At 71.7% G+C, this 25,913-nt stretch carries 21 protein-coding genes; 10 read left to right on the forward strand and 11 right to left on the reverse strand.

Going from position 1 to position 25,913, the window contains the following annotated elements:
• Nucleotides 1-14: 14 nt before the first annotated feature.
• Genes hisH through hisD form a run of 5 tightly spaced genes read right to left on the reverse strand, consistent with a single transcriptional unit; the run spans nucleotide 15 to nucleotide 3,808 of the window.
• Nucleotides 15-647, reverse strand: coding sequence for an imidazole glycerol phosphate synthase subunit HisH (hisH, locus tag AC5L3X_RS26985; RefSeq protein WP_494860569.1), 633 nt, complete (start codon nucleotides 645-647; stop codon nucleotides 15-17).
• Nucleotides 641-796, reverse strand: coding sequence for a CG2302 family histidine operon protein (locus AC5L3X_RS26990; RefSeq protein ID WP_189126619.1), 156 nt, complete (start codon nucleotides 794-796; stop codon nucleotides 641-643). Before AC5L3X_RS26990 ends, hisH begins: the two co-directional genes overlap by 7 nt.
• Entirely contained in the window at nucleotides 793-1,386 is a 594-nt protein-coding gene (gene hisB / locus AC5L3X_RS26995; RefSeq protein WP_189126620.1) for an imidazoleglycerol-phosphate dehydratase HisB, read from the reverse strand. The genes AC5L3X_RS26990 and hisB overlap by 4 nt, the downstream gene beginning before the upstream one ends.
• Nucleotides 1,383-2,453 (reverse strand): histidinol-phosphate transaminase, encoded by a 1,071-nt coding sequence (locus AC5L3X_RS27000; protein WP_494860649.1) that lies wholly within the window; start codon nucleotides 2,451-2,453, stop codon nucleotides 1,383-1,385. Before AC5L3X_RS27000 ends, hisB begins: the two co-directional genes overlap by 4 nt.
• 47 nt (nucleotides 2,454-2,500) lie before the next feature.
• A complete protein-coding gene (gene hisD, locus AC5L3X_RS27005) occupies nucleotides 2,501-3,808 on the reverse strand; it encodes a histidinol dehydrogenase (RefSeq protein WP_494860572.1) in 1,308 nt (435 codons plus the stop codon).
• Nucleotides 3,809-3,930: 122 nt separating this feature from the next.
• Here hisD and AC5L3X_RS27010 point away from each other — a divergent pair, with 122 nt between their 5' ends.
• The gene (locus AC5L3X_RS27010) at nucleotides 3,931-4,410 is read left to right on the forward strand and encodes a nucleoside deaminase (protein WP_494860573.1); all 480 of its coding nucleotides are present in this window, start codon (nucleotides 3,931-3,933) and stop codon (nucleotides 4,408-4,410) included.
• A 28-nt stretch (nucleotides 4,411-4,438) separates the two neighbouring features.
• Here the strand turns inward: AC5L3X_RS27010 and AC5L3X_RS27015 are convergent, their stop codons facing one another.
• On the reverse strand, nucleotides 4,439-5,578 hold the full coding sequence (locus tag AC5L3X_RS27015; protein WP_494860575.1) for an MFS transporter: 1,140 nt from the start codon (nucleotides 5,576-5,578) through the stop codon (nucleotides 4,439-4,441).
• A 54-nt stretch (nucleotides 5,579-5,632) separates the two neighbouring features.
• Between AC5L3X_RS27015 and AC5L3X_RS27020 the strand changes: the two genes are divergently transcribed.
• Nucleotides 5,633-6,376 (forward strand): AraC family transcriptional regulator, encoded by a 744-nt coding sequence (locus AC5L3X_RS27020; RefSeq protein WP_189126623.1) that lies wholly within the window; start codon nucleotides 5,633-5,635, stop codon nucleotides 6,374-6,376.
• 41 nt (nucleotides 6,377-6,417) lie between these two features.
• On the forward strand, nucleotides 6,418-6,909 hold the full coding sequence (gene ybaK / locus AC5L3X_RS27025; protein WP_189126624.1) for a Cys-tRNA(Pro) deacylase: 492 nt from the start codon (nucleotides 6,418-6,420) through the stop codon (nucleotides 6,907-6,909).
• 42 nt (nucleotides 6,910-6,951) lie between these two features.
• Here the strand turns inward: ybaK and AC5L3X_RS27030 are convergent, their stop codons facing one another.
• The gene (locus tag AC5L3X_RS27030) at nucleotides 6,952-9,204 is read right to left on the reverse strand and encodes a transglycosylase domain-containing protein (RefSeq protein ID WP_494860578.1); all 2,253 of its coding nucleotides are present in this window, start codon (nucleotides 9,202-9,204) and stop codon (nucleotides 6,952-6,954) included.
• Nucleotides 9,205-9,262: 58 nt separating this feature from the next.
• Nucleotides 9,263-10,573, reverse strand: coding sequence for a UDP-N-acetylglucosamine 1-carboxyvinyltransferase (gene murA / locus AC5L3X_RS27035; RefSeq protein ID WP_494860580.1), 1,311 nt, complete (start codon nucleotides 10,571-10,573; stop codon nucleotides 9,263-9,265).
• 64 nt (nucleotides 10,574-10,637) lie between these two features.
• Here murA and AC5L3X_RS27040 point away from each other — a divergent pair, with 64 nt between their 5' ends.
• Complete coding sequence (locus tag AC5L3X_RS27040; protein ID WP_494860582.1) at nucleotides 10,638-11,147, forward strand: hypothetical protein; 510 nt, start codon at nucleotides 10,638-10,640, stop codon at nucleotides 11,145-11,147.
• A 4-nt stretch (nucleotides 11,148-11,151) separates the two neighbouring features.
• On the opposite strand, the gene AC5L3X_RS27045 is transcribed toward AC5L3X_RS27040, so the two are convergent.
• Together AC5L3X_RS27045 and dnaE are read right to left on the reverse strand one after the other, a co-directional pair.
• Nucleotides 11,152-12,522 (reverse strand): amidase, encoded by a 1,371-nt coding sequence (locus AC5L3X_RS27045; RefSeq protein ID WP_494860584.1) that lies wholly within the window; start codon nucleotides 12,520-12,522, stop codon nucleotides 11,152-11,154.
• A 131-nt stretch (nucleotides 12,523-12,653) separates the two neighbouring features.
• Complete coding sequence (gene dnaE, locus AC5L3X_RS27050) at nucleotides 12,654-17,342, reverse strand: DNA polymerase III subunit alpha (protein WP_494860586.1); 4,689 nt, start codon at nucleotides 17,340-17,342, stop codon at nucleotides 12,654-12,656.
• A gap of 153 nt (nucleotides 17,343-17,495) precedes the next feature.
• Between dnaE and AC5L3X_RS27055 the strand changes: the two genes are divergently transcribed.
• Nucleotides 17,496-18,881 (forward strand): amino acid permease, encoded by a 1,386-nt coding sequence (locus tag AC5L3X_RS27055; RefSeq protein WP_494860588.1) that lies wholly within the window; start codon nucleotides 17,496-17,498, stop codon nucleotides 18,879-18,881.
• 55 nt (nucleotides 18,882-18,936) lie between these two features.
• Here AC5L3X_RS27055 and AC5L3X_RS27060 read toward each other — a convergent pair whose 3' ends face one another.
• Nucleotides 18,937-19,236, reverse strand: coding sequence for a chorismate mutase (locus AC5L3X_RS27060; RefSeq protein WP_494860651.1), 300 nt, complete (start codon nucleotides 19,234-19,236; stop codon nucleotides 18,937-18,939).
• A gap of 912 nt (nucleotides 19,237-20,148) precedes the next feature.
• Between AC5L3X_RS27060 and AC5L3X_RS27065 the strand changes: the two genes are divergently transcribed.
• The 5 genes from AC5L3X_RS27065 (at nucleotide 20,149) to AC5L3X_RS27085 (ending at nucleotide 25,909) form a co-directional block, all read left to right on the forward strand.
• Nucleotides 20,149-21,939, forward strand: coding sequence for a serine/threonine-protein kinase (locus AC5L3X_RS27065; RefSeq protein ID WP_494860589.1), 1,791 nt, complete (start codon nucleotides 20,149-20,151; stop codon nucleotides 21,937-21,939).
• A 9-nt stretch (nucleotides 21,940-21,948) separates the two neighbouring features.
• A complete protein-coding gene (locus AC5L3X_RS27070) occupies nucleotides 21,949-23,517 on the forward strand; it encodes a serine/threonine-protein kinase (protein ID WP_494860591.1) in 1,569 nt (522 codons plus the stop codon).
• A gap of 65 nt (nucleotides 23,518-23,582) precedes the next feature.
• Nucleotides 23,583-24,245: an AzlC family ABC transporter permease gene (locus AC5L3X_RS27075; protein WP_494860593.1), complete on the forward strand. Its 663-nt coding sequence runs from the start codon at nucleotides 23,583-23,585 to the stop codon at nucleotides 24,243-24,245.
• On the forward strand, nucleotides 24,242-24,553 hold the full coding sequence (locus AC5L3X_RS27080; RefSeq protein WP_189126633.1) for an AzlD domain-containing protein: 312 nt from the start codon (nucleotides 24,242-24,244) through the stop codon (nucleotides 24,551-24,553). Before AC5L3X_RS27075 ends, AC5L3X_RS27080 begins: the two co-directional genes overlap by 4 nt.
• Nucleotides 24,554-24,562: 9 nt before the next feature.
• Nucleotides 24,563-25,909 carry a serine/threonine-protein kinase gene (locus tag AC5L3X_RS27085; protein ID WP_494860595.1) on the forward strand — a complete coding sequence of 449 codons (1,347 nt, stop codon included), beginning with the start codon at nucleotides 24,563-24,565 and terminating at the stop codon, nucleotides 25,907-25,909.
• Nucleotides 25,910-25,913: the final 4 nt, after the last annotated feature.

The raw sequence follows: 25,913 nt of genomic DNA on the forward strand, positions 1-25,913 counted from the left end.
GCGCCGGGAACGGCTCACAGGGTGCCGAGCCAGTTGCGCAGCAACGCCGCGCCGGCGTCGCCTGACTTCTCGGGGTGGAACTGGGTGGCCATGAGCGGGCCGTTCTCCACGGCGGCCACGAACGGCACGCCATGCTCGGCCCAGGTCACCAGCGGCTCGTCGAAACCGTCGCCGGGCCGCAGCTCCCAGTCGCGCACGCCGTAGGAGTGGACGAAGTAGAACCGCGCCGCGGCGTCGAGCCCCGCGAACAGCACGCTGTCCGCGGGCGCCTTGACGGTGTTCCAGCCCATGTGTGGCAGCACGGGGGCGTCGAGCCGCTCGACCGTGCCCGGCCACTCGCCGCAGCCCTCGGTCTCGACGCCGTGCTCGACGCCCCGGGCGAACAGGATCTGCATGCCGACGCAGATGCCCAGCACCGGGCGGCCGCCGGCCAGCCGCCGGCCGATGATCCGCTCGCCGCGAACCGACCGCAGGCCCGTCATGCACGCCTCGAACGCGCCGACGCCCGGCACGACCAGCCCGTCGGCCTCCATCGCGGCGTCGGCGTCGGCGGTCACGGTCACGTCGCCGCCCGCCCTGGCCAGGGCCCGCTCGGCCGAGCGCAGGTTGCCGGATCCGTAGTCGAGGACGACGATCCGCTTCACCACCACATCACCCCCGCCGTGATCGCCATCGCCGCGCCGATCGCGCAGATGACGGCGCCGATCTTGAGCCCCTGCTTGGCCAGGGAGAAGATGCCGCCGATCAGGAAGAGCCCGATGAAGACCATCGCGATGGCGATCGCGTTCTCGGTCATAGGACTCCCTTCGTGCTCGGCACGCCCGTGGCGCGCGGGTCGGGCTCGGACGCCTCGCGCAACGCCCTGGCCAGCGCCTTGAACTGGGCCTCGACGATGTGGTGCGCGTTGCGCCCATAGGGGACGCTGACGTGCAGGCAGATCGCCGCCTGCGCGACGAACGACTCGAGGATGTGGCGCGTCATGGTCGTGTCGTATTCGGGGCCGATCATCGGCGCCATGCCCTCGGGCTCGGTGTGCACGAGGTAGGGCCGGCCGGACAGGTCGACGGTCACCTGGGCGAGCGACTCGTCGAGCGGGCACGACGCGTTGCCGAACCTCCTGATGCCCGACTTGTCGCCCAACGCCTCGCGGAACGCCGCCCCCAGCGCGAGGGCCGTGTCCTCGATCGTGTGGTGCGAGTCGATGTGCAGGTCGCCCTCGGTCTTGACGGTCAGGTCGAACAGCCCGTGCTTGCCCAGCTGCGCCAGCATGTGGTCGAAGAAACCGACCCCCGTCGACACGTCGACCCGGCCGGTGCCGTCGAGACCCACCTCGACCAGGACCGACGTCTCCTTCGTTGCGCGCTCGACGCGGCCTACGCGACTCACAGAACTCCCTCCATCGCGGCGCGGAACGCCGCCATCTCCTCGCCGGTGCCGATCGACACTCGCAGCCATTCGGGCGGCCCGACCTCACGGATGAGCACGCCCCTCGCCAGCAGACCCTCCCAGACCGCGCGCCGCTCGGGGAAGCGCCCGAACAGCACGAAGTTGGCGTCGGAGTCGGCCACCGTCAAACCCCTGGCACGCAGCCACGACACCGTGGCGTCGCGCTCGCGCCGCAGCTCGTCGACCGTGCCGAGCAGCTCGGCGCGGTGCCGCAACGCCACCCGCGCCGCCGCCTGCGTCAGCGTCGACAGGTGGTAGGGCAGCCGCACCAGCAGCAGCGCCTCGATCACGGCCGGATGCGCGGCCAGATAGCCCACCCTGGTGCCCGCCATCGCGAACGCCTTGGACATCGTCCGGGTGACGATCAGCCTCGGGTGCTCCGGCAGCAGCGAGAGCGCGGACGGTGTGCCCTCCCGGGCGAACTCGAAGTAGGCCTCGTCGACCACCACCATGCCCCTGGCCGCCTCCAGCACCCTGGTGATGGTGCCGAGTGGCAGGGCCGTCCCGGTGGGATTGTTGGGAGAGGTCAGGAAGACGATGTCGGGCCGGTGCTCCTCGACGGCCGCGGCCGCCTTGGCCGGGTCGAGCGAGAAGTCGTCCTCGCGGGCGCCGCTGATCCACTCGGTGCTGGTGCCGGTGGTGATGATCGGGTGCATCGAGTAGGACGGCTCGAACCCCAGCGCGGTGCGACCATAGCCGCCGAAGGCCTGCAGGATCTGCTGCAACACCTCGTTGGAGCCGTTGGCCGCCCACACCTGACCGGCGCCCAGCCCATGGCCGAGGTGGCCGGCCAGCTCGGCGCGCAGCGCGTCGGCCTCCCTGTCGGGATAGCGGTTGAGCCCCGCCGCGTCGCGCCGCACCTCCTCGGCCAGGTCGTCGACCAGCGCCTTGGACGGCGGGTAGGGATTCTCGTTGGTGTTGAGCCGGACCGGGACGTCGATCTGGGGCGCGCCGTACGGGGTCCGGCCCCTGAGGTCGTCACGGATCGGCAGGTCGTGCAGCTCCATGTGCTCCCACTTCGTCGCGTCGGCGGGTTCGGGCGCTCCCGGCACGGTCACGAGGGCACCTGCCAGTCGAAGCGCGCCCTGACCGCGGCGCCGTGCGCGGGCAGGTCCTCGGCGTCGGCCAGCACCGACACGTGCGCCGCCGCGCCGGCCAGCGCCTCGCGGGTGTAGTCGACGACGTGGATGCCGCGCAGGAACGACTGCACCGACAGGCCGCTGGAGTGGCAGGCGCAGCCACCCGTGGGCAGCACGTGGTTGGAGCCCGCCAGGTAGTCGCCGAGCGACACCGGGGCGTAGGGACCCACGAAGATCGCGCCGGCGTTGCGGATCCGGCCCGCGACCTCCGCCGCGCCGGCGGTGTGGATCTCCAGGTGCTCGGCCGCGTAGGCGTTGACCACCTTGATCCCGTCGTCGATGCCGTCGACCAGCACGATGCCGGACTGCCGGCCGCTCAGCGCCTCGGTGATGCGGGCGGCGTGCCGGGTCGCGCCGACCTGGCCGGGCAGCTCCTTCTCCACCGCCTCAGCCAGCTCCACGCTGTCGGTCACCAGCACGGCGGCGGCGATCACGTCGTGCTCGGCCTGGCTGATCAGGTCGGCCGCCACGTGCACCGGGTCGGCCGTCTGGTCGGCCAGGATCGCGATCTCGGTCGGCCCGGCCTCGGAGTCGATGCCGATGCGGCCCTTGAGCAGCCGCTTGGCCGCGGCCACCCAGATGTTGCCGGGGCCCGTGACCATGGTGGCCGCCGGACACTCCTCGGTGCCGTAGGCGAACATGGCCACCGCCTGGGCGCCGCCGACGGAGTAGACCTCGTCGACGCCCAGCAGCGCGCACGCGGCCAGGATCGTCGGGTGCGGCAGCCCGCCGTGCTCCTTCTGCGCCGGGCTCGTCACGGCCAGCGACTCGACGCCGGCCTCCTGGGCGGGCACGACGTTCATGACCACGCTGGAGGGGTAGACGGCGCGGCCGCCCGGCACGTAGAGCCCGACCCGCTCGACCGGCACCCACCGCTCGGTGACGGTGCCGCCCGGGACGACCTGGGTCGTGTGGTCGGCGCGGCGCTGGTCGCGGTGGACCAGCCGGGCCCGCCGGATCGCCTCCTCGAGGGCCGCCCTGACCTCGGGCGCCAGCTCGTCGAGCGCCCCGCGGATGGCCTGCTCGGGCACCCGGGCCCGCTCGATCTCGACCCCGTCGAACCTGGCGGTCAGCTCCCGTACGGCTGCCGCCCCACGATGGCGCACGTCCTCGCAGATGGGCCGCACCTTCTCCAGGGCGGCCTCGACGTCGAGCTCGGCGCGGGGCAGCACGTCGCGCAGGTCCTCGGGCAGAGAACCGCGCATGTCGATACGGGAAATCACCCCACCAGTCTACGGAGTCCACTGGGTGTATCCCGTTCTGTCCATCATCCGGACGCGCGAGTCGCGGCAGCTCCGGGGCCCCGGGCTAGCATGGCGATGAAGATCCCATCCTGGAGGCGTCCATGCTGACCGACGACGACCTGCTGCATCTGCGCCGCTGCGTGGAGCTGGCCGCCGAGGCGCTCCACGCGGGTGACGAGCCGTTCGGGTCGGTGCTGGTGGCGGCCGACGGCGCCGTGCTCGCCGAGGACCACAACCACGTGGCCGGCGGCGACCGGACCCGGCATCCGGAGTTCGCGCTGGCCCGCTGGGCCGCGGCCAACCTCACCCCCGGGGAGCGGGCGGCCGCGACCGTTTACACCTCGGGTGAGCACTGCCCGATGTGCGCCGCCGCGCACGGCTGGGTCGGGCTCGGCCGCATCGTCTACGTGAGCTCCTCCGAGCAGCTGGCCGGCTGGCTGGCCGAGCTGGGCGTCCCGGCGCCGCCGGTCCGCACCCTGCCGATCAACGACATCGTGCCGGGCGCCGAGGTGGCCGGGCCCGTCCCCGGGCTCGCGGACGAGGTGCGCGAGCTGCAGCGCCGGTTCCACGGCGTGGCCTGACCCACGCTGGGCGGTGAGACCCGCCCCGTCAGGGCGTCTCCGCGACGAGCGAGGGGGCCGGCTCACGCAGGGTCCCCGACAGCAGCCAGGCCAGGGCCGGAAAGACCACCAGCGCCGACAGGGCCAGGCGCAGGGAGGTGCCCTCCGCCAGCGCCCCGATCAGCGGGCTGGTCAGCCCGCCCGCGCTGACCGCCAGGCCGAGCGTCACCCCGCCGGCCGTGCCCACCCGGCGCGGCAGATAGTCCTGGCCCAGCGTCACATGCAGGGAGAACGGCGCGTACAGGAAGATCGCGGTGGCCGCGACGAAGACGTACGCCGCGTGACCGGGCACGAGCACGATCCCGGCGAGGGCCGGGACACTGGCCGCGTACGCCAGCCGCATCGTGCGCACCCGGCCCCGGCGGGCCGCGAGCCGGCCGCCGAGCACGGTGCCCAGCGCGCCCCCCGCGAACAGCGTGAACAAGGCCACCGCGCCCGCCGCGCCGCCCCCCAGGTAGACCGCGATGAACGCGCTCAGCCCGACGTACACCACGGACCGGAAGACGATCACCAGCGTGAGGCGGGCGAACGACGCCCAGTCGTCCCGCCCCGAGACGGGCGAGGCGGCGCGCACCGCCGCCTCACGCCCGGCCACGGCGCGGATCACGGTCAGCGTGAGCAGCGCGCCCGCCAGCGCCGGCACCACCAGGAGCGGCGACGCGCCGAGCCCGCCCAGCGACAGCAGCGGCGTGACGATGACGGGCGCGCTCGCGAAACCGAGCGTGCCCCCCAGGGAGAACCAGCTCATCCGCACGTGGCTGCCCTCGCTGGCGATCCGCGCCAGGCGCGCCGCCTCCGGATGGTACGCCGCCACCCCCAGCCCCGACAGGGCCACGGTCAGCCAGGTCAGGACGTACGAGCCGGAGACGCCGCTGAGCGCGACCCCCAGCCCGGCGGTGGTCATGCTGACCGGGATCAGCCACGGCATCCGCCACCTGTCGGTCAGCACGCCGAACACCGGCTGGACCACGGACGACAGCGACGTGGCCGCCAGCACGACGCCCGACGCCGCCACGTAGCCGTAGCCGCGCTCCATCACCAGGAACGGGACGAGAGCGGGCACCGCGCCCTGGTAGACGTCCACGCTCCCGTGGCCGATGGCGAGCATGGCGACCCTGTTCACCTTCACGATCCGATCATCACCGCGGGAGCGGCTGGCCTGCTTCCGATAAAATGCCAAGTTATGCCGGAGATCCGCCATCTGCCGGAGGCTCCTACGGGCAGGCGCCCCCTCGCGCCGGGCACGGGCATCGACGCCCACCGGCACGACACCCACCAGATCGGCTACGCCTGCCGGGGCGTGCTGTCGGTCACCACCGGCGCCGGCACCTGGGTCGCCCCGGCCAACCGGGCGATCTGGATCCCGGCCGGGACCGTGCACGAGCACCGCGCCCACGGCCGCACCGACCTGCGCCTGGTCGGAATGCCGGTCACCGACGACCCGCTCGGCCTGGCCCGGCCCGCCGTGCTGGCCGTCGGCCCGCTGCTGCGGGAGCTGATCATCGCCTACACGGACGGCGGCCTCGACTCCGGCGAGGAGCGAGAGCGGCTGCGAGCGGTGCTCCTCGACCAGCTCCGCCGCGCCCCCGAGCAGCCGTTCCACCTGCCCACGGCGCGCGACCCGCGGCTGGCCGCCGTCTGCGCGCTGCTGCACGACGACCCGGCCGACGGGCGTACACTCGCCCAGCTGGGCACGGCGGCGGGCGCCAGCGCCAGGACGCTGGCCAGGCTCTGCCGCGCCGAGCTCGGCATGAGCTTCCCGCAGTGGCGCACGCAGCTGCGGCTGCACCACGCGCTGCTGCTGCTCGCCGACGGCGTCGCGGTGACGACCGTGGCGCATCGCTGCGGGTGGGCCTCGGCCAGCGCGTTCATCGACGTGTTCCGGCGTGCTCTCGGGTACACGCCGGGCAGGGCCTTTACAATGTAGATTCGATAGACTGCCCATTCTCGGACACCGGAGGGATCGACGTGAGCAAGGCGAAGGCCCAGGGGGGCACTCCGGCCACGGTGGCGCTGACCAGGGCCAAGGCGGCGTTCACGCTCCACCCCTACGAGCACGACGCCGCCGCCCAGGCCTACGGCGAGGAGGCGGCCGACGCGCTCGGCGTGCCGTACGAGCGGATCTTCAAGACGCTGGTCGCCGAGATGGAGAGCGGGCTCGCGGTGGCCGTCGTGCCGGTGGCGGGCAAGCTCGACCTCAAGGCGCTGGCCGCGGCCCTGGGCGGCAAGCGGGCCGCGATGGCCGACGCGGCCAAGGTGGAGCGGGTCACCGGCTACGTGGTCGGCGGCATCAGTCCGCTCGGGCAGCGCAAGGCGCTGCCGACCGTGGTCGACTCCTCGGCGCTGGAGTTCGACACGATCTACTTCTCGGCCGGCAAGCGCGGGCTGCAGATCGAGACCGCCCCGGCCAACCTCGTCACCCTCACCCGGGCCGTCACCGCCCCCATCGGCAAGCGCTGATCCCGGCCCCCGTCCCTCCGGTCACCGTTCCTCCGGTCACTGTCAGCGGTGGCGCGGGCCGCGCCAGGGCGGCCGGCCGTCGAAGGAGCGCGGGAAGCGGCGCGACGGGCGCCAGCGGGCGTGGTGGCCACGCCGCTCCCCCAGCCACGGCCCGAACCGGTCACGGAAACGGTCACGCCCGTGCCCGAGGGCCTCCCGGCGTTTCTCCTCCTCCTCGGCCTCCTTCAGCCCCGGCGTGACGCCACCGCCGAACCGGCCCATGTCGGGGCCGGGGAACCCGTGCGCCGGAGTGTCGCGCAACGCCCCCTGCATGGAGTCCACCCAGATCGGCCCCGGCAGCGACGCCCCCTGCACCGAGCCGTAGTACTGGCCGCCGATCTCCACGTTCTGCAACGGGAACCGGTAGGAGCCGCGGATGTCGCCCATGCTCACGGCCGCCGCCAGGTCCGGGGTGTAGCCGGCGAACCAGGCCGAGGTGTAGCCGTTGTTGGTGCCGGTCTTGCCCGCCACCGGGCGGCCGATGCTCTGGCCGCGCATGGTGCCCTGGGTGAAAACCCCGGACAGGACGTAGTTGACGGCGTCGGCGACCTGCCGATCCATGACCTGCTCGCAGGCGGGCGGCACCCGGGTGGGCACGCCGTCGCGGCCGACGATCTCCACGATGGCCAGCGGGCGGCAGTACCTGCCGCGGGCCGCGAACGTGGCGAACGCCGCCGCCACCGTCACCGGGTCCATCTCGTTGATCCCCAGCGTGAACGTCGGCACCTCGCGCAGCGGCTTGCCGTCGGCCCGGGTGATGCCGAGCGCCCTGGCGGTCTTGACCACGTTGCAGAGGCCGACCTTGCGCTCCAGCATCATGTAGAAGATGTTCACCGACTTCCAGGTGCCGGTCGACAGGCTGTGCGGGCCGCCGCCGCTGCCCTCGCCGCCGGCGTTGTAGATGGTCGCCCGCGGGTCGTTGACGGGCCGCCCGGCGCAGTCGCGATAGCCCTGCGACGGCACCAGCGAGCCGGGCGTCTGGAACCCCTGGCCGAACCTCCAGCCCTGCCGCAAGGCGGTGGCCAGGGTGAACACCTTGAACGTGGACCCGGCCTGGAACCCCATGCCGCCGCCGTGCGCCACGTCCGCCGCCAGGTTGAACGTCGTCTTGCGGCCGTTCTTGCGGTCACCCGGGTTGCGGCCGAACTCCTTGCTGGCCGCCATCGCCCTGATCCGCCCGGTGTCCGGGGAGATCATGGCCTCGGCGGCCACCTCGGTGTCCTCGGGATGGACCCGGCGGCGGATCGCCTCCTCGGCGGCCCGCTGGGCCACCGGGTCGAGGCCGGTCCTGATCACCAGCCCGCCCCGGGCCATCCTGGTCCGCCGCTCGGCCGCCGTGTTGCCGAAGACCTGGTTGGTGAGCAGCTCCCGCTGCACGTACAGGCAGTAGTAGGGGTAGAGGCTCTGCCCGCACCCGCCGGGCTCCGGACGGAGGTGGATGGCGAGCCGGCTCCGCTTGGCGATCTCCGCCTGCCGATGGGGGATCTGTCCCAGGCCGGCCATCCGGTCGAGCACGATGTCCCGCCGCTCCTTCAGCCGTGCCTGCCTGGCCGGGCCGAGCGAGGGATCGGTGGAGTACGGCATGCGGACGGCGCCCGCGAGCGTGGCCGCCTGCGTCAGGGTCAGCTCGGCGGCCGACGTGGAGAAGAACCGCCGGGCCGCGGCCTCGACGCCGTACGCGCCCGCGCCGAAGTAGGCGATGTTGAGGTACTTCTCCAGGAGCTCGTCCTTGGTGTACTTCTTCTCCAGCGCCAGGGCCAGCCGCAGCTCGGTGATCTTGCGGCCCACGCTGGGCGCCCGCGCCCGGTCGCGTTCCTGCTCCGTGTGGGCGCTCTCGACCAGGATGTTCTTCACCAGCTGCTGGGTGAGCGAGGAGCCGCCCTGCTTGATGCCGCCGGCCTGGGTGTTGGTGAGCAGCGCCCGGAAGGTGCCCCGGACGTCGAGGCCGCCGTGCTCGTAGAAGCGGGCGTCCTCGATGGCCACGATGGCCTGGCGCATCACGGGGGCCACCCGCGACAGCCGTACCGTCGTCCGGTTGGCCTCGTAGAACTGGGCGAAGGTCTTGCCGGTGCGGTCCAGCAGCCGCGTGACCTGGGCCAGAGGTTCCTCGCGCGGCGGCGGCGGCAGGTCCACGAAGACGTTCGCGGCGCTCTTCGCGGCGAGGCCCGCCCCGCTCACGGCCGGTGCCACCAGCGCCGCCGCGAGCACGCCGCAGAGGGCCCCCGCCACGCCGAGCCCGCCGATGGATCTGAGCACACTCACTCAGATGATCTGCGGCCGACAGATCACCGGCAAACGCCCACTTCCGACTCCTTTACTGTTCTCGACGGATGTTCAGACCAAGCGACGCGAACTGCTCGAACGGCCGGTGATAGCCGCGTTCGATGTGGTGCACGCCGCGCAGGGTGGACACGTCGTCGGCCACCGCCGCGGCCAGCACCGCCGAGAACCCCGCCCTGATGTCGGGCAGCGTGACGTCGGCGCCCTTCAGCCGCGAGACTCCGCGCACCACCGCCGAGTGCTTGGCGTTGGTGTCGTGGTAGCGGCAGGCCGGGCCGCCCAGGCACTGGTCGAACACCTCGATCTCACAGCCCATCTTCTGCAGCGCGGGCACGTACACCAGGCGGTTCTCGAAGACCGTCTCGTGCAGCACCGACATGCCCTGGCTCTGCGTGAACAGCACCATGAGCGGCGTCTGCCAGTCGGTCATGAAGCCGGGGTGGGTGTCGGTCTGCACCGCGGCCGCGCGCAACCCCTCGGGCGGGGCGGTGGCGCACAGGTACTCGTCGTTGATGGCGAACTGGGCGCCCATCCTGGCCAGCGTGGTGATCGCGGTGACCAGCCGGTCCTGCGGGCAGCCGTGCACCCGCACCTCACCGCCGGTGACCAGGCCCGCGGCCAGGTACGAGAACGCCTCGATGCGGTCGCCGGCCAGCCAGATGGAGGCGCCGTGCAGCCGTTCGACGCCCTCGATCACGATCCGGCGGTCGGGCGACAGCTCGATCCGGGCGCCCATCCGCTGCAGGAACAGCGCCAGCTCCACCACCTCGGGCTCCATCGCGGCGTTCTTCACCACCGTCTTGCCCTCGGCCAGCACCGCCGACATCAGGATCGTCTCGGTGGCGCCCACGCTCGGATAGGCCAACTCCAGACGGGCGCCGTTCAGCCGCTTGGCCTTGGCGTGGATGCCGGTGTCGCCGACCTCCACCTCGGCGCCCATCGCGCGCAGCGCCTCGACGTGGAAGTTCACCGGCCGCCGGCCGATGGGGTCGCCGCCGACCAGCGGCACGAACGCCTCGCCCGCCAGGTGCAGCAGCGGGCCCAGCATCAGGATGGGGATGCGGTTCAGGCCGGTGAACGCGTCGGGCACGCGCGGCCGGATCTCCGGGCCCTGCGCGATGCGGATCTCGTTCCTGCTGATCTCGACGTCGATGCCCAGGGCCTCCAGCATGGCCGCGGTGATGCCGACCTCGCCGACCTCGGGGACGTTGTGGATGCAGCTCTCCCCGCTGCCCAGCATCGCGGCCACCATGTGCTTGGAGACGGCGTTCTTGGAGCCGCGTACTTCGACGTCTCCGATGAGCGGGCCGGAGGGTTCGATCAGCCAGACCTCTTCTTGAATCACGAAGTGAGCCTAACCGGGAGATACCATCGAGCTGATCCGGACGCGGGCGGTGAAGGGGAGTGGCGTGGCGAGGCATGTGCGGCCGTTCGCGGTGACCGTCCTCATTCTCGCCGCGACGGCCGTGCTCGCCGGGCTGCTCTGGTCGTGGCTGTCGCCCCGGGCGCCCTACCAGATCACGGAGCGAGGGCAGGTGCTGGCCGACCCGTCCACGCAGTCCCTGATCGCCGCCGACGGCTGGTTCGCGGTGATCACCGGCGTGCTCGGGCTGGTCTGCGGGGCGGTGGGCTGGCGTCTGCGGCGCGGCCACGAGCTGGCCGTGCTGGTGGGGCTCTGCGCGGGCGGGCTGATCGGCGCCTACATCACGCTCCAGGTGGGCTCGGCGTTCACGCTGGGCGTGGTCACCGTGGAGGCGTCCGCGCAGCCCGGGATCACGATCGTCCCCGGCTCGCTGCGGCTGACCGCCTCCGGCGTGCGGGTGGCCTGGCCGCTGTGCGCCGTCGGTGTCTTCGGGTTGCTGGAGGGCATGAACGGCTACCGCGAGTCGCCGCTGCGCAAGCCTTACGGGATCGGCTGATCGGCTACAGCGGCGGGCGGCGCTCGCCGTGGCGGGTGGCCTGCTCGAAGGCGTGGGCCACGCGCAGCACGGTGGCGTCGGCGAACGGCCGGCCGACGATCTGCACCCCGACCGGCAGCCCCGACGGCGTGAACCCGGCCGGCACCGAGGCGGCGGGCGCGTGCAGGACGCTGATCCAGTAGGCGGAGCGCATCCACGACAGGTAGTCGGGCAGCCGGACCCCGTTGATCTCGCTGACGTGCGGCTGCTCGACCGGGAACGGCGGCACCTGGCTGACCGGCGCGATCAGCACGTCGTAGGTGTCGAAGAAGCCGGCCATCCGCTGGTAGAGGCCGCTGCGCAGCCGCTCGGCGCGGGCCAGGTCGGCGCCGGTGACGTGGCGGCCCCGCTCGACGTTCCAGGCGGTGTTGGGCCCGAGGCCGTCCAGCTCGCCGAAGGACAGCGCGTAGAACCAGGCGCGGTAGACGCGGAAGGCGTCGTCGGCGTCGGACAGGTCGAGGTCGACCTGCTCGACCCGGGCGCCCAGCCGCTCGAACACGCCCGGCGCGGTCGCCGTGACGGCCGCCGTCTCGGGATCCACCGGCAGCCCGCCGAGATCGGGGCTCCAGGCCACCCGGAGCCCCGCCACGCCCCGCTCGGGGTCGCGGCGGAAGCCCTCGGTGATCGAGTAGGGGGACCGCGGGTCGAACCCGGCCACGGCCTCCAGCATCAGGGTCAGGTCCTCGACCGTCCTGGCCATCGGCCCCGGCACGGACAGGGTGTACCAGGCGGCGATCTCGGACGGCGCGGGCACCCGTCCGGGGGTCGGCCGGAGCCCGGCCACGTTGCAGAACGACGCCGGATTGCGCAGCGACCCGCCCATGTCGGAGCCGTCGGCCAGCGGCACCATGCCGGCCGCGAGGGCCGCGGCCGCCCCGCCGCTGCTGCCTCCGGCGGACCGGGACAGGTCGTAGGGGTTGCGGGTGGCCCCGAACACCTCGTTGACCGTGTGCGACCCGGTGCCGAACTCGGGCGTGTTGGTCTTGCCCACTGTGACGGCCCCGGCGCGCCTGAGCCGTTCGACGATCAGATCGTCCTTGTCGGGCACGTTCGCGGCGTAGAGCGGCGACCCGTACGTGGTGCGGATGCCGGCCGTGCTGGCCAGGTCCTTGTGCGCCACCGGCACCCCGTGCAGCGCCCCCTCGGGCTCGCGCGCGTCGGCCGCCTTGGCCGCGTCGAGCGCCCGCTCGGCGACCAGCGTCACGATGGCGTTGACCCGCGGGTTGACCTGCTCGATCCGGTCGAGATGGGCCTCCAGCAGCTCGACGGCGCTGATCTGCCGGGTCCTGACGAGGCGGGCCATCTCGGCGGCGGTCAGGTAGCAAAGCTCGCTCACCTGACCATCCTCTCTCACCCGCTCCGGGGCGATCGATGGCGAGGTTTGCCCACCCGGGCGGTGGATCGTCGTGAGGCGACCCGCACTCCACCACCGTCAGGCCGCAGACGAGCCGCTTGACGGGGCCGGCGTCAGGCGCCCAGGCAGGCGGGGCCGAGGAGCTGCTTCAGGTCGCCCATGAGGGCCGGTGACGGCGTCACGCGGAGCCGGTCCTCGACCCGCATGACGGTCGTCTTGGGGCCGTTGTGCACCTGCAGGTGGACCTCAGAGGTGCCCGGATGGGTGCTGAGGATCTCCTTGAGGCGGCCGACGACCGGCGCCGTGCAGCGATTGAGAGGCAGGCTCACCAGCAGTGGTCCGCCCGCCTCCTGGGTGAGGTCGGGCGCGGTCACCTCCATCGCGATGATCTTGGCGACGTCCTCGCGCTTGTCGACGCGGCCCTTGACGAAGACGATCGCGTCCTCGGCCAGGATCGTCGAGCACAGCTGGTAGGACGAGGGGAAGATCATCACCTCGATGGCGCCCTCCAGGTCCTCCAGCTGGGTGAGCACCCAGGTGTCGCCCTTCTTGGTGACCTTGCGCTGCACCCCGCTCAGGATGCCGCCGACGGTGACGATCTGGCCGTCGGGACGGCTGTCGTCCTGGACCGCGGCGATCGAGCAGTCGGCCCCCGAGGCCAGGATGTGCTCGACCCCGAACAGCGGGTGGTCGGAGACGTACAGGCCGAGCATCTCCCGCTCGAACTGCAGCAGGGTGTTCTTGTCCCACTCGCCCACCGGGATCTGCACGTCGAACGTCTGGTCCTCGCCGTCCTCGATCGCGCCGAACAGGGAGTCCTGGCCGATGGCCTCGTTCTTCTTGATGTCGATGATCGCGTCGACGGCCTGCTCGTGCACCATGACCAGGCCCTTGCGGACGTGGCCCAGCGAGTCGAAGGAGCCGGCCTTGATCAGCGACTCGATCACCCGCTTGTTGCAGACGATCGCCGGTACCTTGCGCAGGAAGTCCTTGAAGTCGGCGAAGCGGCCCTTCTCCCTGCGGGCGGAGATGACGCCGTCGACGACGTTGCCGCCCACGTTGCGCACCGCCGACAGTCCGAAGCGGATGTCGGTGCCGCGCGGCGTGAAGTCGAAGTCGGAGTCGTTGACGTCGGGCGGGAACACCTTGATGCCCATGCGGCGGCACTCGTTGAGGTAGAGGGCCGACTTGTCCTTGTCGTCCTTGACGCTCGACAGCAGCGCGGCCATGTAGGCGGCCGGGTGGTTGGCCTTGAGGTAGGCGGTCCAGTAGGAGACCAGGCCGTAGGCGGCGGAGTGGGCCTTGTTGAAGGCGTAGTCGGAGAACGGCAGCAGGATGTCCCACAGCGTCTTGATCGCCTCGCGGGAGTAGCCGTTGGCCTTCATGCCGGCCTCGAAGGACTCGAACTGCTTGTCCAGCTCGGCCTTCTTCTTCTTGCCCATCGCGCGGCGCAGCAGGTCGGCCTTGCCGAGCGAGAACCCGGCGACCTTCTGCGCGATGGCCATGACCTGCTCCTGGTAGACGATCAGGCCGTAGGTCGTGTCGAGGATCTCGCTCAGCGACTCCTTGAACTCCGGATGGATCGGCGTGATCTCCTGCTGGCCGTTCTTGCGCAGCGCGTAGTTGGTGTGGGAGTTGGCCCCCATCGGGCCGGGCCGGTAGAGGGCGCCGACGGCGGAGATGTCCTCGAAGTTGTCGGGCTTCATCAGCCGCAGCAGCGAGCGCATGCCGCCGCCGTCGAGCTGGAACACGCCCAGCGTGTCGCCCCGGCCGAGCAGCTCGTAGGTCTTGCGGTCGTCGAGCGGCAGCTTGAGCAGGTCGATCGAGGCGCCGGTGGTCGACTCGATCATCTTGAGGCAGTCGTCGATGATCGTGAGGTTGCGCAGGCCCAGGAAGTCCATCTTCAGCAGGCCGAGCGTCTCGCAGGTCGGATAGTCGAACTGCGTGATGATCGCGCCGTCGGAGTCGCGGCGCATGATCGGGATGTAGTCGGTGATCACCTCGGCCGACATGATCACGCCGGCGGCGTGCACGCCGGTCTGCCTGATCAGGCCCTCCAGGCCCTTGCCGAGGTCCATCGTCGCCTTGACGTCGACGTCCTCCTCGTAGAGCCTGCGCAGCTCGCCCGCCTCGTCGTAGCGGGGGTGGTCCTTGTCGAAGATGCCCGCCAGCGGGATGTCCTTGCCCATCACGGCGGGCGGGAACGCCTTGGACACCTTGTCGCCGAGCGCGTAGGGATAGCCGAGGACGCGACCGGCGTCCTTGATGGCGGCCTTCGCCTTGATGGTGCCGAACGTGGCGATCATGGCGACCTTGTCGGCGCCCCACTTCTCGGTCACATAGCGGATCACGTCGGCCCGCCTGCGCTCGTCGAAGTCGATGTCGACGTCGGGCATGGAGACGCGGTCGGGGTTGAGGAACCGCTCGAAGATCAGGCCGTGCGGCAGCGGGTCGAGGTCGGTGATGCCCATCGCGTAGGCCACCAGCGAGCCCGCGGCCGACCCTCGGCCCGGCCCGACGCGGATGCCGTTGGCCTTGGCCCACATGATGAAGTCGGCGACCACGAGGAAGTAGCTCGGGAAGCCCATCTGCTCGATGATGCCGATCTCGTAGTCGACCTGCCGGCGGTGCTCGTCGTCGTAGCCCTCCGGCCAGCGGCGGTCCATGCCCTCCCAGACCGTCTTGCGGAAGAACTCCTGCTCGGTCATGCCGTCGGGGATCGGATAGGTCGGCATCAGGTTCTTGAACTCGAAGAACCCGGTCGGATCGACCTTCTCCGCCACCAGCAGGGTGTTGCGGCAGCCCTCGGCCCACAGGTCGGAGCCGTCGACCGCGCGCATCTCCTCGGCGGTCTTGATGTAGTAGCCGCTGCCGTCGAAGCGGAACCGGTCGGGGTCGGACAGCTGCTTGCCGGTCTGGATGCACAGCAGGGCGTCGTGCGAGGCCGCGTCGGACTCGTAGGTGTAGTGGGAGTCGTTGGTGACCAGCGGCGGGATGGACAGCTCCTTGCTGATCCGGGTCAGCCCGTCGCGGACCCGGCGCTCGATGTCGAGGCCGTGGTCCATGATCTCCAGGAAGAAGTTGTCCTTGCCGAAGATGTCCTGGAACTTCGCCGCGGCCTTGAGCGCCTCGTCGTACTGGCCGAGCCGGAGCCTGGTCTGCACCTCGCCCGACGGGCAGCCGGTGGTCGCCATCAGGCCCTCGGCGTGCTCGGCCAGGATCTCGGCGTCCATCCGCGGCCACTTGCGCACGAAGCCCTCAGTGTAGGCACGCGAACTGAGCTTCATGAGGTTGTGCAGGCCCGTCTTGTCGCGCGCCCAGATCGTCATGTGGGTGTAGTAGCCGCCCGCCGACACGTCATCACGCTTCTGGTGCGGCTCCCCCCACAGCACGGGCTTCTTGACCCGACGTGAGTCGGGAGCGATGTACGCCTCGCAGTTGTGCAGGATGAAGTCGGAGACATAGGAGTTGTCCTCCTCGACCTCGAAATTGAACACTTCGCAGTCGAGTTCGATGGCTTCGACGCTCGCGATCGGACGGTAAAGGTAATCATCGTCGTCGAGAGTCCGGGAATAAGCTCGTTCCGGCTGGTAAGCCACCTGGAACCAGCTGTACTCACGATCGGCCGCGCCCTGCGGAAAGTTGCCCCGCTCGGTCCCTGTGGACACGGTGGTCCAGTGCCCGAGATCGGCGAGCAAGGTCCGGACGCCCCAGGCCAGCGACCTGGAGGCCACTTTGAGATCACGCCGCCCACTCGGGTTGGACACCCGTCCGGGATTCCTGCCGTCGCCAGTCAGGAGTCCCTCAAGGAATCCACTTCTCACGTCAGCGGGCCCAGTGAGGACACAGGCCGGCACACGCTTCGTCTTCGCACTCGCCCCCACCAGGGAGGAGAGCACATAGGCGAGCGGGACACTGCAGGTCATGAGCTCCAGCGTGCCCTTGCCGTCGCGAATGTACGTCTGCACCTCCGCGCCGTACTCGGCGAGGATCCGACGCAAACGTTCGGCTGTGACTCCTTCGTTCGCATTGAGGGTGAACCCGATGCCACCCGTCTGCTCACCATCCTTCACCTGCACGTGGCCCTCTGCCGCATAGATGCCCAAGAGGTATCCGAAGTCATAGTCAAGGGGCATCGAGCGGGGCACTCGCGCCCATCGCTGATCGGCGCGATACCGAGAGTCGTACGAGCGGACGAGCCCGCCATCCGGGCCTTCGGCGAAGGACGCCGGCAAGAAGGATAGAAGGTCGATCTCGGACATCTGCTCGGTGAGCCGCGGCAGACAAGCCCAGGAATTCCAGCTTTGGACTCCCCCGTGAGCCGTCCTTCGCCCTGAGCAGATGTCACCGGGCTTCTTCCAATCGACCAGCCCGTTGGGTGTCCTGACCAGAACGGGGTGCTCTTCGGTCAAGGTCAGGGTGCGACCGTACCGTCCGGCAAGGCCGATGGTGTATGCGCGCCCGCTGTAGGGACGCCTCATTGTGCGCAACACGCGACGGAAACGGCCACGATGGGTGAGAACGAGGTCACCCACCCGGATGTCCTCAACGGCCTTCACTCCCTCGGCCGTGATGATCTCCTGTCCGGGCAACAGGCAGCCGATGATCGGCTTCACGCCCGCCCCGGTCGCCTGCCGGTAGAAGTCGTAGGCGCCGTGCATGTTGCCGTGGTCGGTGATCGCGATCGCGGGCATGCCCAGGTCGCCGACCTGCTTGAACATCTGCTTGAGGCGTGCGGCCCCGTCGAGCATGGAGTATTCGGTGTGCACGTGCAGATGGACGAACGAGTCGCTGGACGACATGGAGCGGCGCCTCCCGGTCTGTTGTGGTGTGCGCTCCGACTCTAGTGGTCGCCACCGACATCTCGCCCGCCGTACGGGCGGCGTGCCGGACCCCGCCGGAGCCGGTGTCCCGGATATCGTCCTCTTCACGGAGAGTGACGAAAGGGACACCCTGTGCGTACGGAAAGCGATGAGGGATACCGGCATTCGCTGGGCAACCGTCAGGTCCAGATGATCGCCATCGGCGGGGCCATCGGCGTCGGCCTGTTCCTCGGCGCGGGCGGCCGGCTGGCCGCGACCGGGCCCGCGCTGATGATCTCCTACGCCGCCGCCGGGCTGGCCGCCTTCTTCGTCATGCGGGCGCTCGGCGAGCTGGTGCTCTACCGGCCGGTGTCGGGCTCGTTCGTCGAGTACGCGGGCGAGTTCATCGGCCCGTGGGCGGCGTTCGCCAGCGGCTGGATGTACTGGATCAACTGGGCCTTCACCGGCATCGCCGAGCTGGTCGCGATCGCCGCCTACATCTCCTACTGGGCTCCGGGGTTCCCGCGGTGGCTCACCGCGCTGATCGCGCTGACGTTCGTGCTGGCGGTCAACCTGCTGTCGGTCAGGATCTTCGGCGAGCTGGAGTTCTGGTTCGCGCTGCTCAAGGTGCTGGCCATCGTCACCTTCCTGGTGGTCGGCCTGGCGCTGGTGCTGTTCTCGGTCGGCCAGGCGACGCCCGGCAACCTCGTCTCGCACGGCGGCTTCTTCCCCACCGGCGCCCCGCTCGTGCTGATGAGCCTGCAGTCCGTGGTCTTCGCGTACGCCTCGATCGAGCTGGTCGGCATCACCGCGGGTGAGACGGCCAGACCGCACGAGGTCATGCCGAAGGCGATCAACGGCGTGGTGTGGCGCATCGCGATCTTCTACGTGGGCTCGGTCGTGCTGCTGGCCATGGTGCTGCCGTGGACCGCCTACCGGGCCGGCACCTCACCGTTCGTGACGGTCTTCGACGGTCTGGGCGTGCCGTGGGCCGCCGACGCGATGAACCTCATCGTGATCACCGCCGCCCTCTCCTCCTGCAACTCCGGCCTGTACGCCACCGGACGCATTCTGCGCTCGATGGCCCGCAAGGGAGAGGCCCCGCGCTTCACCGGCACCCTCAGCTCCCGGCACGTGCCGATCGGCGGCATCGTCTTCACGGCCGCGATGTTCCTCGGCGGCCTGGTCCTGTTCTACTTCCTGCCCGAACGGGCGTTCAACATCGCCACCGCCGTCGCCTCGCTGGGCGTGATCACCACCTGGGGCACCCTGGTCTACTGTCAGCTGCGGCTGCGCCGGTCGGGGCACCGCTCGGCGTTCCCGATGCCCGGCGCCCCCTACACGAACTGGCTGACGCTCGCCTTCCTGGCGCTGGTGGTGCTGCTGATGCCGTTCGCCGACGAGGACCAGCGCGTGGCCTTCTACCTGCTGCCGGTGCTGGCCGCGGCGATCGCGCTCGGCTGGCTGGCGCTCAGGAGGCGGCGCGCGGCCACGGTGATCGACTCCGTCGCCGACCCGGCCGTGAACCCCGCCGAGTGACTTCGCGGGCCGATCGCCGGGCTCACCGGGGGCGTCCCGGAGCCCGCGGTCCACCTCACCGGCGGGCGCGGTCCTCGGCCAGGTGCAGGCCCGCCTCGATGACCGCGTTCATGACGGGCGCCAGCCGTTCCGCTCCCAGCTCGGGCGCGCGCGACGCCATCCGGGCCACGAGGTCGCGTTCGCGGCCCGGGTCGCGGCCCGCGAAGCCGCCGACCGGCTTGAGCCTCTGCACGGTCCCGGCCAGCACGGCCCGCCGCTCCAGCAGCGTGGCCAGCGCCGCGTCCACCCGGTCGATCGCCTCCCTGCACTCCGGCAGCGTCGCGGGCGTCTCGGGTCGCAGCAGCGCCCCGACCAGCGTCACGGCCTCCTCCGCCGCGCGCAGCGCCGTCTCCTCGTCCGTACGGGCCGCCGTCTCCTCCTCGCCCGCGCGGGAGGCCGCCGCGTCCCGGCCGGAGACCGGTGGGCCGGTCGTGAGGGACCGGTCCAGGACCAGCCCGTCGGCGCCCGCCGCGACCGCCGCCGCCGACAGGCCCACGTCGGCCGACACGTCGGCGAGCACCGGGCGGCCGGACGCCGCCCGGGCGGCCCGGAGCAGTCCAAGGTCCAGCCGGCCCCTCTCGCACAGGATCACCTGGTCGCCGCATTCGGCCGCGCAGTAGTCGGCCAGCCCGAGCCACTCCTCCAGCGACGCCGCGGGGCGGCGCTCCACCACCACCGGCAGCCCCAGCCCGGCCGCGGCGCGCACCAGCGGGACGTCGCGCGTCCACGCCGCCCCCACCACCACGGCCTCGGCCCGCGCCGCGATCACGGGCAGGTCGGCCGCGGCGGACGGCTCCACGAGCGTGGCCCGCTCGCGCAGCGTCTCGGCGGCCGGGCCGCGGTGCTCGCGCAGGCTCACCCGGCCGCCGATCACGACGGCCGGTCCCGCGCCCACGCGCAGCCCGCCCACGGTGACGACGTGCCGTTCCAAGGTCGATGACATCTCGGCTCCCCACTCGGGCCGGCCCGCTGGAGCCGGCAGAAAACCAAACAGGCAGAGACGCGGCGTCTCTGCCTGTTGCCGACTCCAGGTGGTCGCTAGCGGACGACCGGCCCTCCTGGAGCCGGCTCGGTAAACGCGTGGCGACAAGTCATGTCAGAACCTTACACCGGTCATCCACCTGCTGGACTCCCCTTCTCATATGGCGGACTGTCCCTCCGGCGAGTCGCCGTTGATCCCTCGCTATGGGAGTATTTCTTGGCCTAGAGGGAGGGTTTGAGGCCGTTGATGTCGGATCGCAAGCGTGACGGACGCCGCATCGCCGGCCGTTACCAGCTGCAGGAGCCCATTGGCAAGGGCGGCATGGGCATCGTCTGGCGAGCCCATGACGAGCTGCTCGACCGGGTGGTCGCGGTCAAGGAGGTCCGTTACGCCGCCGCCCTGGGCGACGAGGTACAGCTGCTCAACCGCCGTACGATGCGCGAGGCGAGGGCCGCGGCCAGGTTCGAGCACCCCAACGTGATCGTCGTGCACGACGTGATCGAGGAGGACGACCGGCCCTGGATCGTCATGCAACTGGTCCCGTCGCGCTCCCTGGGCGCGGTGATCAAGCAGGACGGGCCGCTGCCTCCGAAGAAGGTGGCCGAGATCGGCCTCGCGGTGCTCGACGCGCTGCACCGGGCGCACGAGTCGGGTGTGCTACACCGGGACGTCAAGCCCGAGAACGTCCTGCTGGCCGACGACGGCCGGGTGGTCCTCACCGACTTCGGCATCGCCACCCTGGAGACCGAGACGCAGCTCACGGTGACGGGGCTGGCGGGCACGCCGGCGTTCATCGCGCCCGAACGGCTCAAGGGGCTGCCCGCGCGGCGCGAGTCCGACCTGTGGTCGCTCGGCGCCACGCTCTACACCTCGGTGGAGGGCCGCTCGCCGCACGAGCGGGGGATGGCGCTGGCCACCATGCACGCGGTGCTGACCGACGAGCCCGATCCCGCGCCGCACGCCGGGCCGCTCGCCGAGGTGATCAGCGGCCTGCTGGCCAAGGAGCCGGTCCAGCGTCCCTCCTACGAGGAGACGAGCCGGATGCTGCGCGAGGTCATCGCCCAGGCGAGCCCGCCGCCCACCATGCGGATGCCCGCCCAGCCGGCGGCCGGCGCGGGCGCGCACCAGGTTCCCGCGCAGCGGGGCCCGGCCGAGGACGACACCCCGACCGATCCCGACCTGATTCCCCCGGCCGCGCAGCCCGGCGGGCAGACCCCGTCCACGCCGCCGGAGACCGGCGCCAGGCTCTCCCCGGCCACCGGGCGTCCCACCGGAGCCACGGGAGCCTCTGGGGCCACCGGCGCCACCGTCGAGTCCGGCGGCTCGGAGGGGCGGCGGCTCGGCCCGATCATCGCGGCGGCCTGCGCGGTCGTCCTGGTCGCCGGCGTGGGCGGCTATCTCGGCCTGAGCTCCGCCCCCGACTCCGGCGCCGACAAGACCCACACCTCCGCGTCCTCGCCACCGCCGGCGGGCTCTCCCTCGCCGAGCGGGTCCGCGTCGCCGGAGCCCACGCCCAGCGAGTCGGCGAGCACGACGCCCACGGCCAGCTCGACGCCCTCCTCCAGCCCGACGGCGACCGCGACGACCGCCGCGCTGCCCAGCGGCTGGAAGATGTACAAGGACAAGACGGGCTTCTCCATCGGCCTGCCGAAGGGCTGGAAGGAGTACAACCGCAACGGCTCCCAGGTGTTCTTCCGCGGCCCGGGGGCCGGGTCCAACGCCTTCCTGATGATCGAGGAGGCGAGCGACCCGGGCTCCGATCCGTACAAGGACTGGAAGAAGCAGGAGCCGGGCGCCAGGGGCCGGTTCGGTGGCTACAAGCTGATCGACATCCACAAGGTCGACTACATGAAGGCCGCCGCCGACTGGGACTTCACCTGGAACACCAACACCGGCAAGACCCGGGTCCGCAACCGCGGCTTCCTCACCGAGAACGGCCGTGGCTACGCCATCTACTGGCACAACCTGAACAGCCGCTGGAAGAAGGACAAGCACTTCTTCGACACGTTCGCCGCCACGTTCAAGCCCGCCAAGTAGGCGGCTCCGGTGGAAAGACGGATCAGCGGCCGGTACCGGCTGATCGAGCCGCTCGGCGAGGGCGGCATGGGCGTCGTGTGGCGCGCCCACGACGAGCTGCTCGACCGCGCGGTGGCGATCAAGGAGGTCCGCTACACCGGTGTGGGCGACGCCCAACTGGCCGACCTCAACCGCAGGACGATCAGGGAGGCCAGGGCGGCGGGCCGGCTCGACCACCCGTCGGTCGTCGTCATCCACGACGTCGTGGAGGAGGACGGCCTGCCGTGGATCGTGATGCAGCTGGTCAGGTCGCGGTCGCTGGCCGAGGTGATCCGCGAGGGCGGCCCGATGACGGTCGGGCAGGCCGCGCTGATCGGCGGCCGGGTGCTCGACGCGCTGCGGGCCGCGCACGCCATGGGCGTGCTGCACCGCGACGTCAAACCGGCCAACGTCCTGCTGGCCGACGACGGCCGGGTGGTCCTCACCGACTTCGGCATCGCCTCGCTGGAGGCCGAGGCGGGCCTCACCGGCACCGGCGGCCTGGTCGGCACGCCCGCCTACCTGCCGCCCGAACGCCTCCACGGCGAGCCCGCGAGGCCCGAGTCCGACCTGTGGTCGCTCGGCGCGACGCTCTACACCGCCGTGGAGGGCGTGCCGCCGTACGAACGCGACTCGTGGGCGGCGACGGTCGCGGCGGTGCTGCGTGACGAGCCCAGGCCGCCCACCCGGGCGGGAGCTCTCCGTCCCGTGATCATGGGGTTGCTCACCCGCGACCCCCGGGCCCGGATGGGCGCCGACGAGGCCGCCGCGTCACTGCGGAGGGCGTACGGCGAGGCGGGCTCCACGGTCCCCGTCCGGCCGCGCCCCCGGCGGGGCGGCGCGCGCCCGATCGTCGTGGCCGCGGTCCTGGCCGTGACGGCCGCGCTGGCGACGGGCGCCGTGCTGGCGATCCGCGGGACGGGCGCGCCGGACCCCGGCGCCACCGCCCTCGCGAGCGCCACCCCCGAGACCGGGCGCCCCTCCACCGGCGACCCCACGCCCGCCTCCACTGAGCCGACCCCGACTGAGCCGACCCCCACCGGGCCGACCCCCACCGGCCCGGCGACCTCCACGGCGCCCACGCCGGCCGCGACCGGCGGAGAGGTGCCCGCCGGCTGGCGCGCCTACCGCGACACCGACGGCCGGTTCTCGATCGCTCTCCCCCGCGGCTGGCGGGCGAAGAAGCATCCCGTGAGAGACAGCGTCAGCGTGACGCGGCCCGGCTCGCCGGGGACGCTGATCGTCGAGTGGACCGTTCCCGAGCGCCCCTGGACCGACCCGGCACGCCACTGGAAGAGCCTGGAGAAGACGATCCGCGACCGGGGCGAGTTCATCGCCTACCGGCGCATCGCCATCGACTCCACGACCTACCTGGGCCGCCCGGCCGCCGACTGGGAGTTCACCAGGCAGCGCGACGGCACCGTGATCCACGTGATCAACCGGGGTTTCCGCACCGCCGGCGGCCGGCCGTTCGCCCTCTACTTCGAGACCACCGAGGCCCGCTGGGAACGGGACCGCGGCTACTTCGACACGTTCGTCCAGACGTTCAGGCCGTCGTAGCAGACGTCCACGGGCAGTCGACCGGCGGACGCCGACGAATTCGGACAGCACATAATCTGTGCCATATGGACACAACAGGGGATCGTTCCGCCGCGATCCGGGACGGTCTGGGAGTGGGCGTGGCCGTCGGGCTGTCGGGGCTGGCCTTCGGCGCGGCGGCCATCACCGCCGGGCTCAGCGTGGCGCAGGCGTGCGTGCTGAGCCTGCTGACGTTCACCGGCGCCTCCCAGTTCGCGCTGGCCGGGGCGGTCGGCGCGGGCGGCAACCTGGCCGCCGCGTCCGCGGGCGCGCTCCTGCTCGGCGGCCGCAACACCCTGTACGGCCTGCGCATGGCGGACCTCCTGCGGGTACGCGGCCCGCGCAGGCTGCTGGCCGCGCACGGCGTGATCGACGAGACCGCCGCCGTCACCCTCGCCCAGCCCACCCCGGCCGCCGCGCGGGCCGGATTCGTCACGACGTTCGCCAGCCTGTACATCACCTGGAACCTGTCCACCCTCGGCGGGGCGCTCGGCACCTCGTTCCTCGGCGACCCGGCCGTGCTGGGGCTGGACGTGGTCGGCCCGGCCACCTTCCTGGCGATCCTGTGGCCACGACTGGCCGCGAGCGCCGAGCTGAGGTGGCTGGCACTCGGCGGAGCGGCGATCGCGCTCGGCGCCACCCCGTTCCTCCCGCCGGGCGTCCCCGTGCTGCTGTCGGCCGCGGCCGTGCTCGTGGTGATGGCGCGATGACGCTGTGGTGGGCCATCGCCGCCGTCTGCCTGGGCTGCTACGCGCTCAAGCTGGCCGGGCTCGCGGCGCCCCGGCGGATCCTCGACCATCCGGTGGTGAGCCGCTTCGCCGAACTCGTGCCGGTGGCGCTGCTGGCCGCGCTCATCGCCGTACAGATGTTCTCCGAGAACGGCGAGCTGCGTTTCGACCCGGCCCGCACCGCCGGCCTGGGCGGGGCCGTGGTCGCCCTGCTGCTTCGCGCGCCCTTTCTCGTCGTTCTTGCCACGGCCGCCGTGATTACCGCGCTTGTCCGGAGCTTTCTCGGGTAGTCACGCCGCATGTCCGAATCTGCGGGACTTGTCGGTGGGCGCTACCGACTCGTCAAGACCATCGGCTCAGGTGGCATGGGCACGGTGTGGCAGGCTCATGACGAGGTGCTCGGCAGGGATGTGGCACTGAAGGAGATCCACCCGCCCCACGAGCTGAACGGTCCCGAACGCGACGAGTTCACCATCCGGACCTTCCGCGAGGCCCGGGCGGCGGGACGCGTCGCGCATCCGGGCGTGGCCGCCGTCTACGACGTGCTGGAGGAGCACGGCCACCCGTGGATCGTCATGCAGCTGATCCCCTCCCGTACGCTGGGCGAGCTGGTGCGCGACCAGGGTCCCCTGTCCCCCACCGAGACCGCGGCCATCGGCGTCCAACTCCTGGAGGCGCTCCGCGCGGCGCACGCGGCGGGTGTGCTGCACCGGGACGTCAAGCCGGACAACGTGCTGCTGACCGACTCCGGCCGGGCAGTGCTCACCGATTTCGGGATCGCCACCACCGAGGACGAGGCTCCCGTCACCAGGACCGGCATCCTCGTCGGCACGCCCGCGTTCATGGCGCCGGAGCGGGCGGCGGGCGGCCGGGCGCACGCCGCCTCCGACCTGTGGTCGGTCGGGGTGACGCTCTACGTCGCGGTCGAGGGCCGCTCACCGTTCCAGCGCCCGCACGCCCTGGCCACCTTAGGCGCGGTCATGCACTCCGAACCCGATCCGATGGCCCGGGCGGGCGCGCTCGCGCCCGTCGTGCTGGGGCTGCTGCGCAAGAACCCGGCCGAGCGGCTGTCGCTGGACGAGGCCGAGCGCCGACTACACGCGATCATGACCGGGACCGCGCCCGAGCCGACCGCGTCCCTGGACGTCCCGCCGCCCGTCCCCACCCGGCCGGCCGGGCCGAACCGCCGGATGCCGCTCGCGGTGCTCGCGGCCGGCGCCATCGTCGTCGCGCTCACCACGGGCGGCATGGCATGGCTGTCGCACCGCGACTCCGGTGCCCGCCCGCCCGCGTCGACGCCGGCCAGCAGCCCCACCGCGATGCCCTCCAGCTCGGGACCGACTCCGGCTCCCACGGACGCGTCGCCGGAGCGGACGGTCACCACTCCGGGAGATCGGCGGGCACGGAACAACGGCCCGTCGTCCGGCTCGCCGGAGGGCCGGCCGGAGTCGTCCGGCCCCCGCCAGAAGACCACCCGGGGGCCCAGCCGCGAACCAACCAGGAAACCGGCCCCCACCACGTCGAAGTCCGACGACGACAAGCCCGCCTCGCGGACCCCCGGGCAGGTCGAGCCCTCCGACAACGGCCGCAAGGGCAAGAAGCCCAAGAAGCCCAAAAAGGACAAGAAAGACAAGAAGGACGGCTGACCTG

The organism is Nonomuraea sp. CX421 (assembly GCF_059358955.1).

Excerpts from the sequence above, each read along its gene's own strand:
- AC5L3X_RS27085 (WP_494860595.1), top strand. The coding sequence starts at position 24,563 with ATGTCCGAATCTGCGGGACTTGTCGGTGGGCGCTACCGACTCGTCAAG.
- AC5L3X_RS27020 (WP_189126623.1), top strand. The coding sequence starts at position 5,633 with ATGCCGGAGATCCGCCATCTGCCGGAGGCTCCTACGGGCAGGCGCCCC.
- AC5L3X_RS27000 (WP_494860649.1), bottom strand. The coding sequence starts at position 2,453 with ATGGAGCTGCACGACCTGCCGATCCGTGACGACCTCAGGGGCCGGACC.
- AC5L3X_RS27010 (WP_494860573.1), top strand. The coding sequence starts at position 3,931 with ATGCTGACCGACGACGACCTGCTGCATCTGCGCCGCTGCGTGGAGCTG.
- AC5L3X_RS27075 (WP_494860593.1), top strand. The coding sequence starts at position 23,583 with ATGGACACAACAGGGGATCGTTCCGCCGCGATCCGGGACGGTCTGGGA.
- AC5L3X_RS27065 (WP_494860589.1), top strand. The coding sequence starts at position 20,149 with ATGTCGGATCGCAAGCGTGACGGACGCCGCATCGCCGGCCGTTACCAG.
- AC5L3X_RS27080 (WP_189126633.1), top strand. The coding sequence starts at position 24,242 with ATGACGCTGTGGTGGGCCATCGCCGCCGTCTGCCTGGGCTGCTACGCG.
- AC5L3X_RS26990 (WP_189126619.1), bottom strand. The coding sequence starts at position 796 with ATGACCGAGAACGCGATCGCCATCGCGATGGTCTTCATCGGGCTCTTC.
- dnaE (WP_494860586.1), bottom strand. The coding sequence starts at position 17,342 with ATGTCGTCCAGCGACTCGTTCGTCCATCTGCACGTGCACACCGAATAC.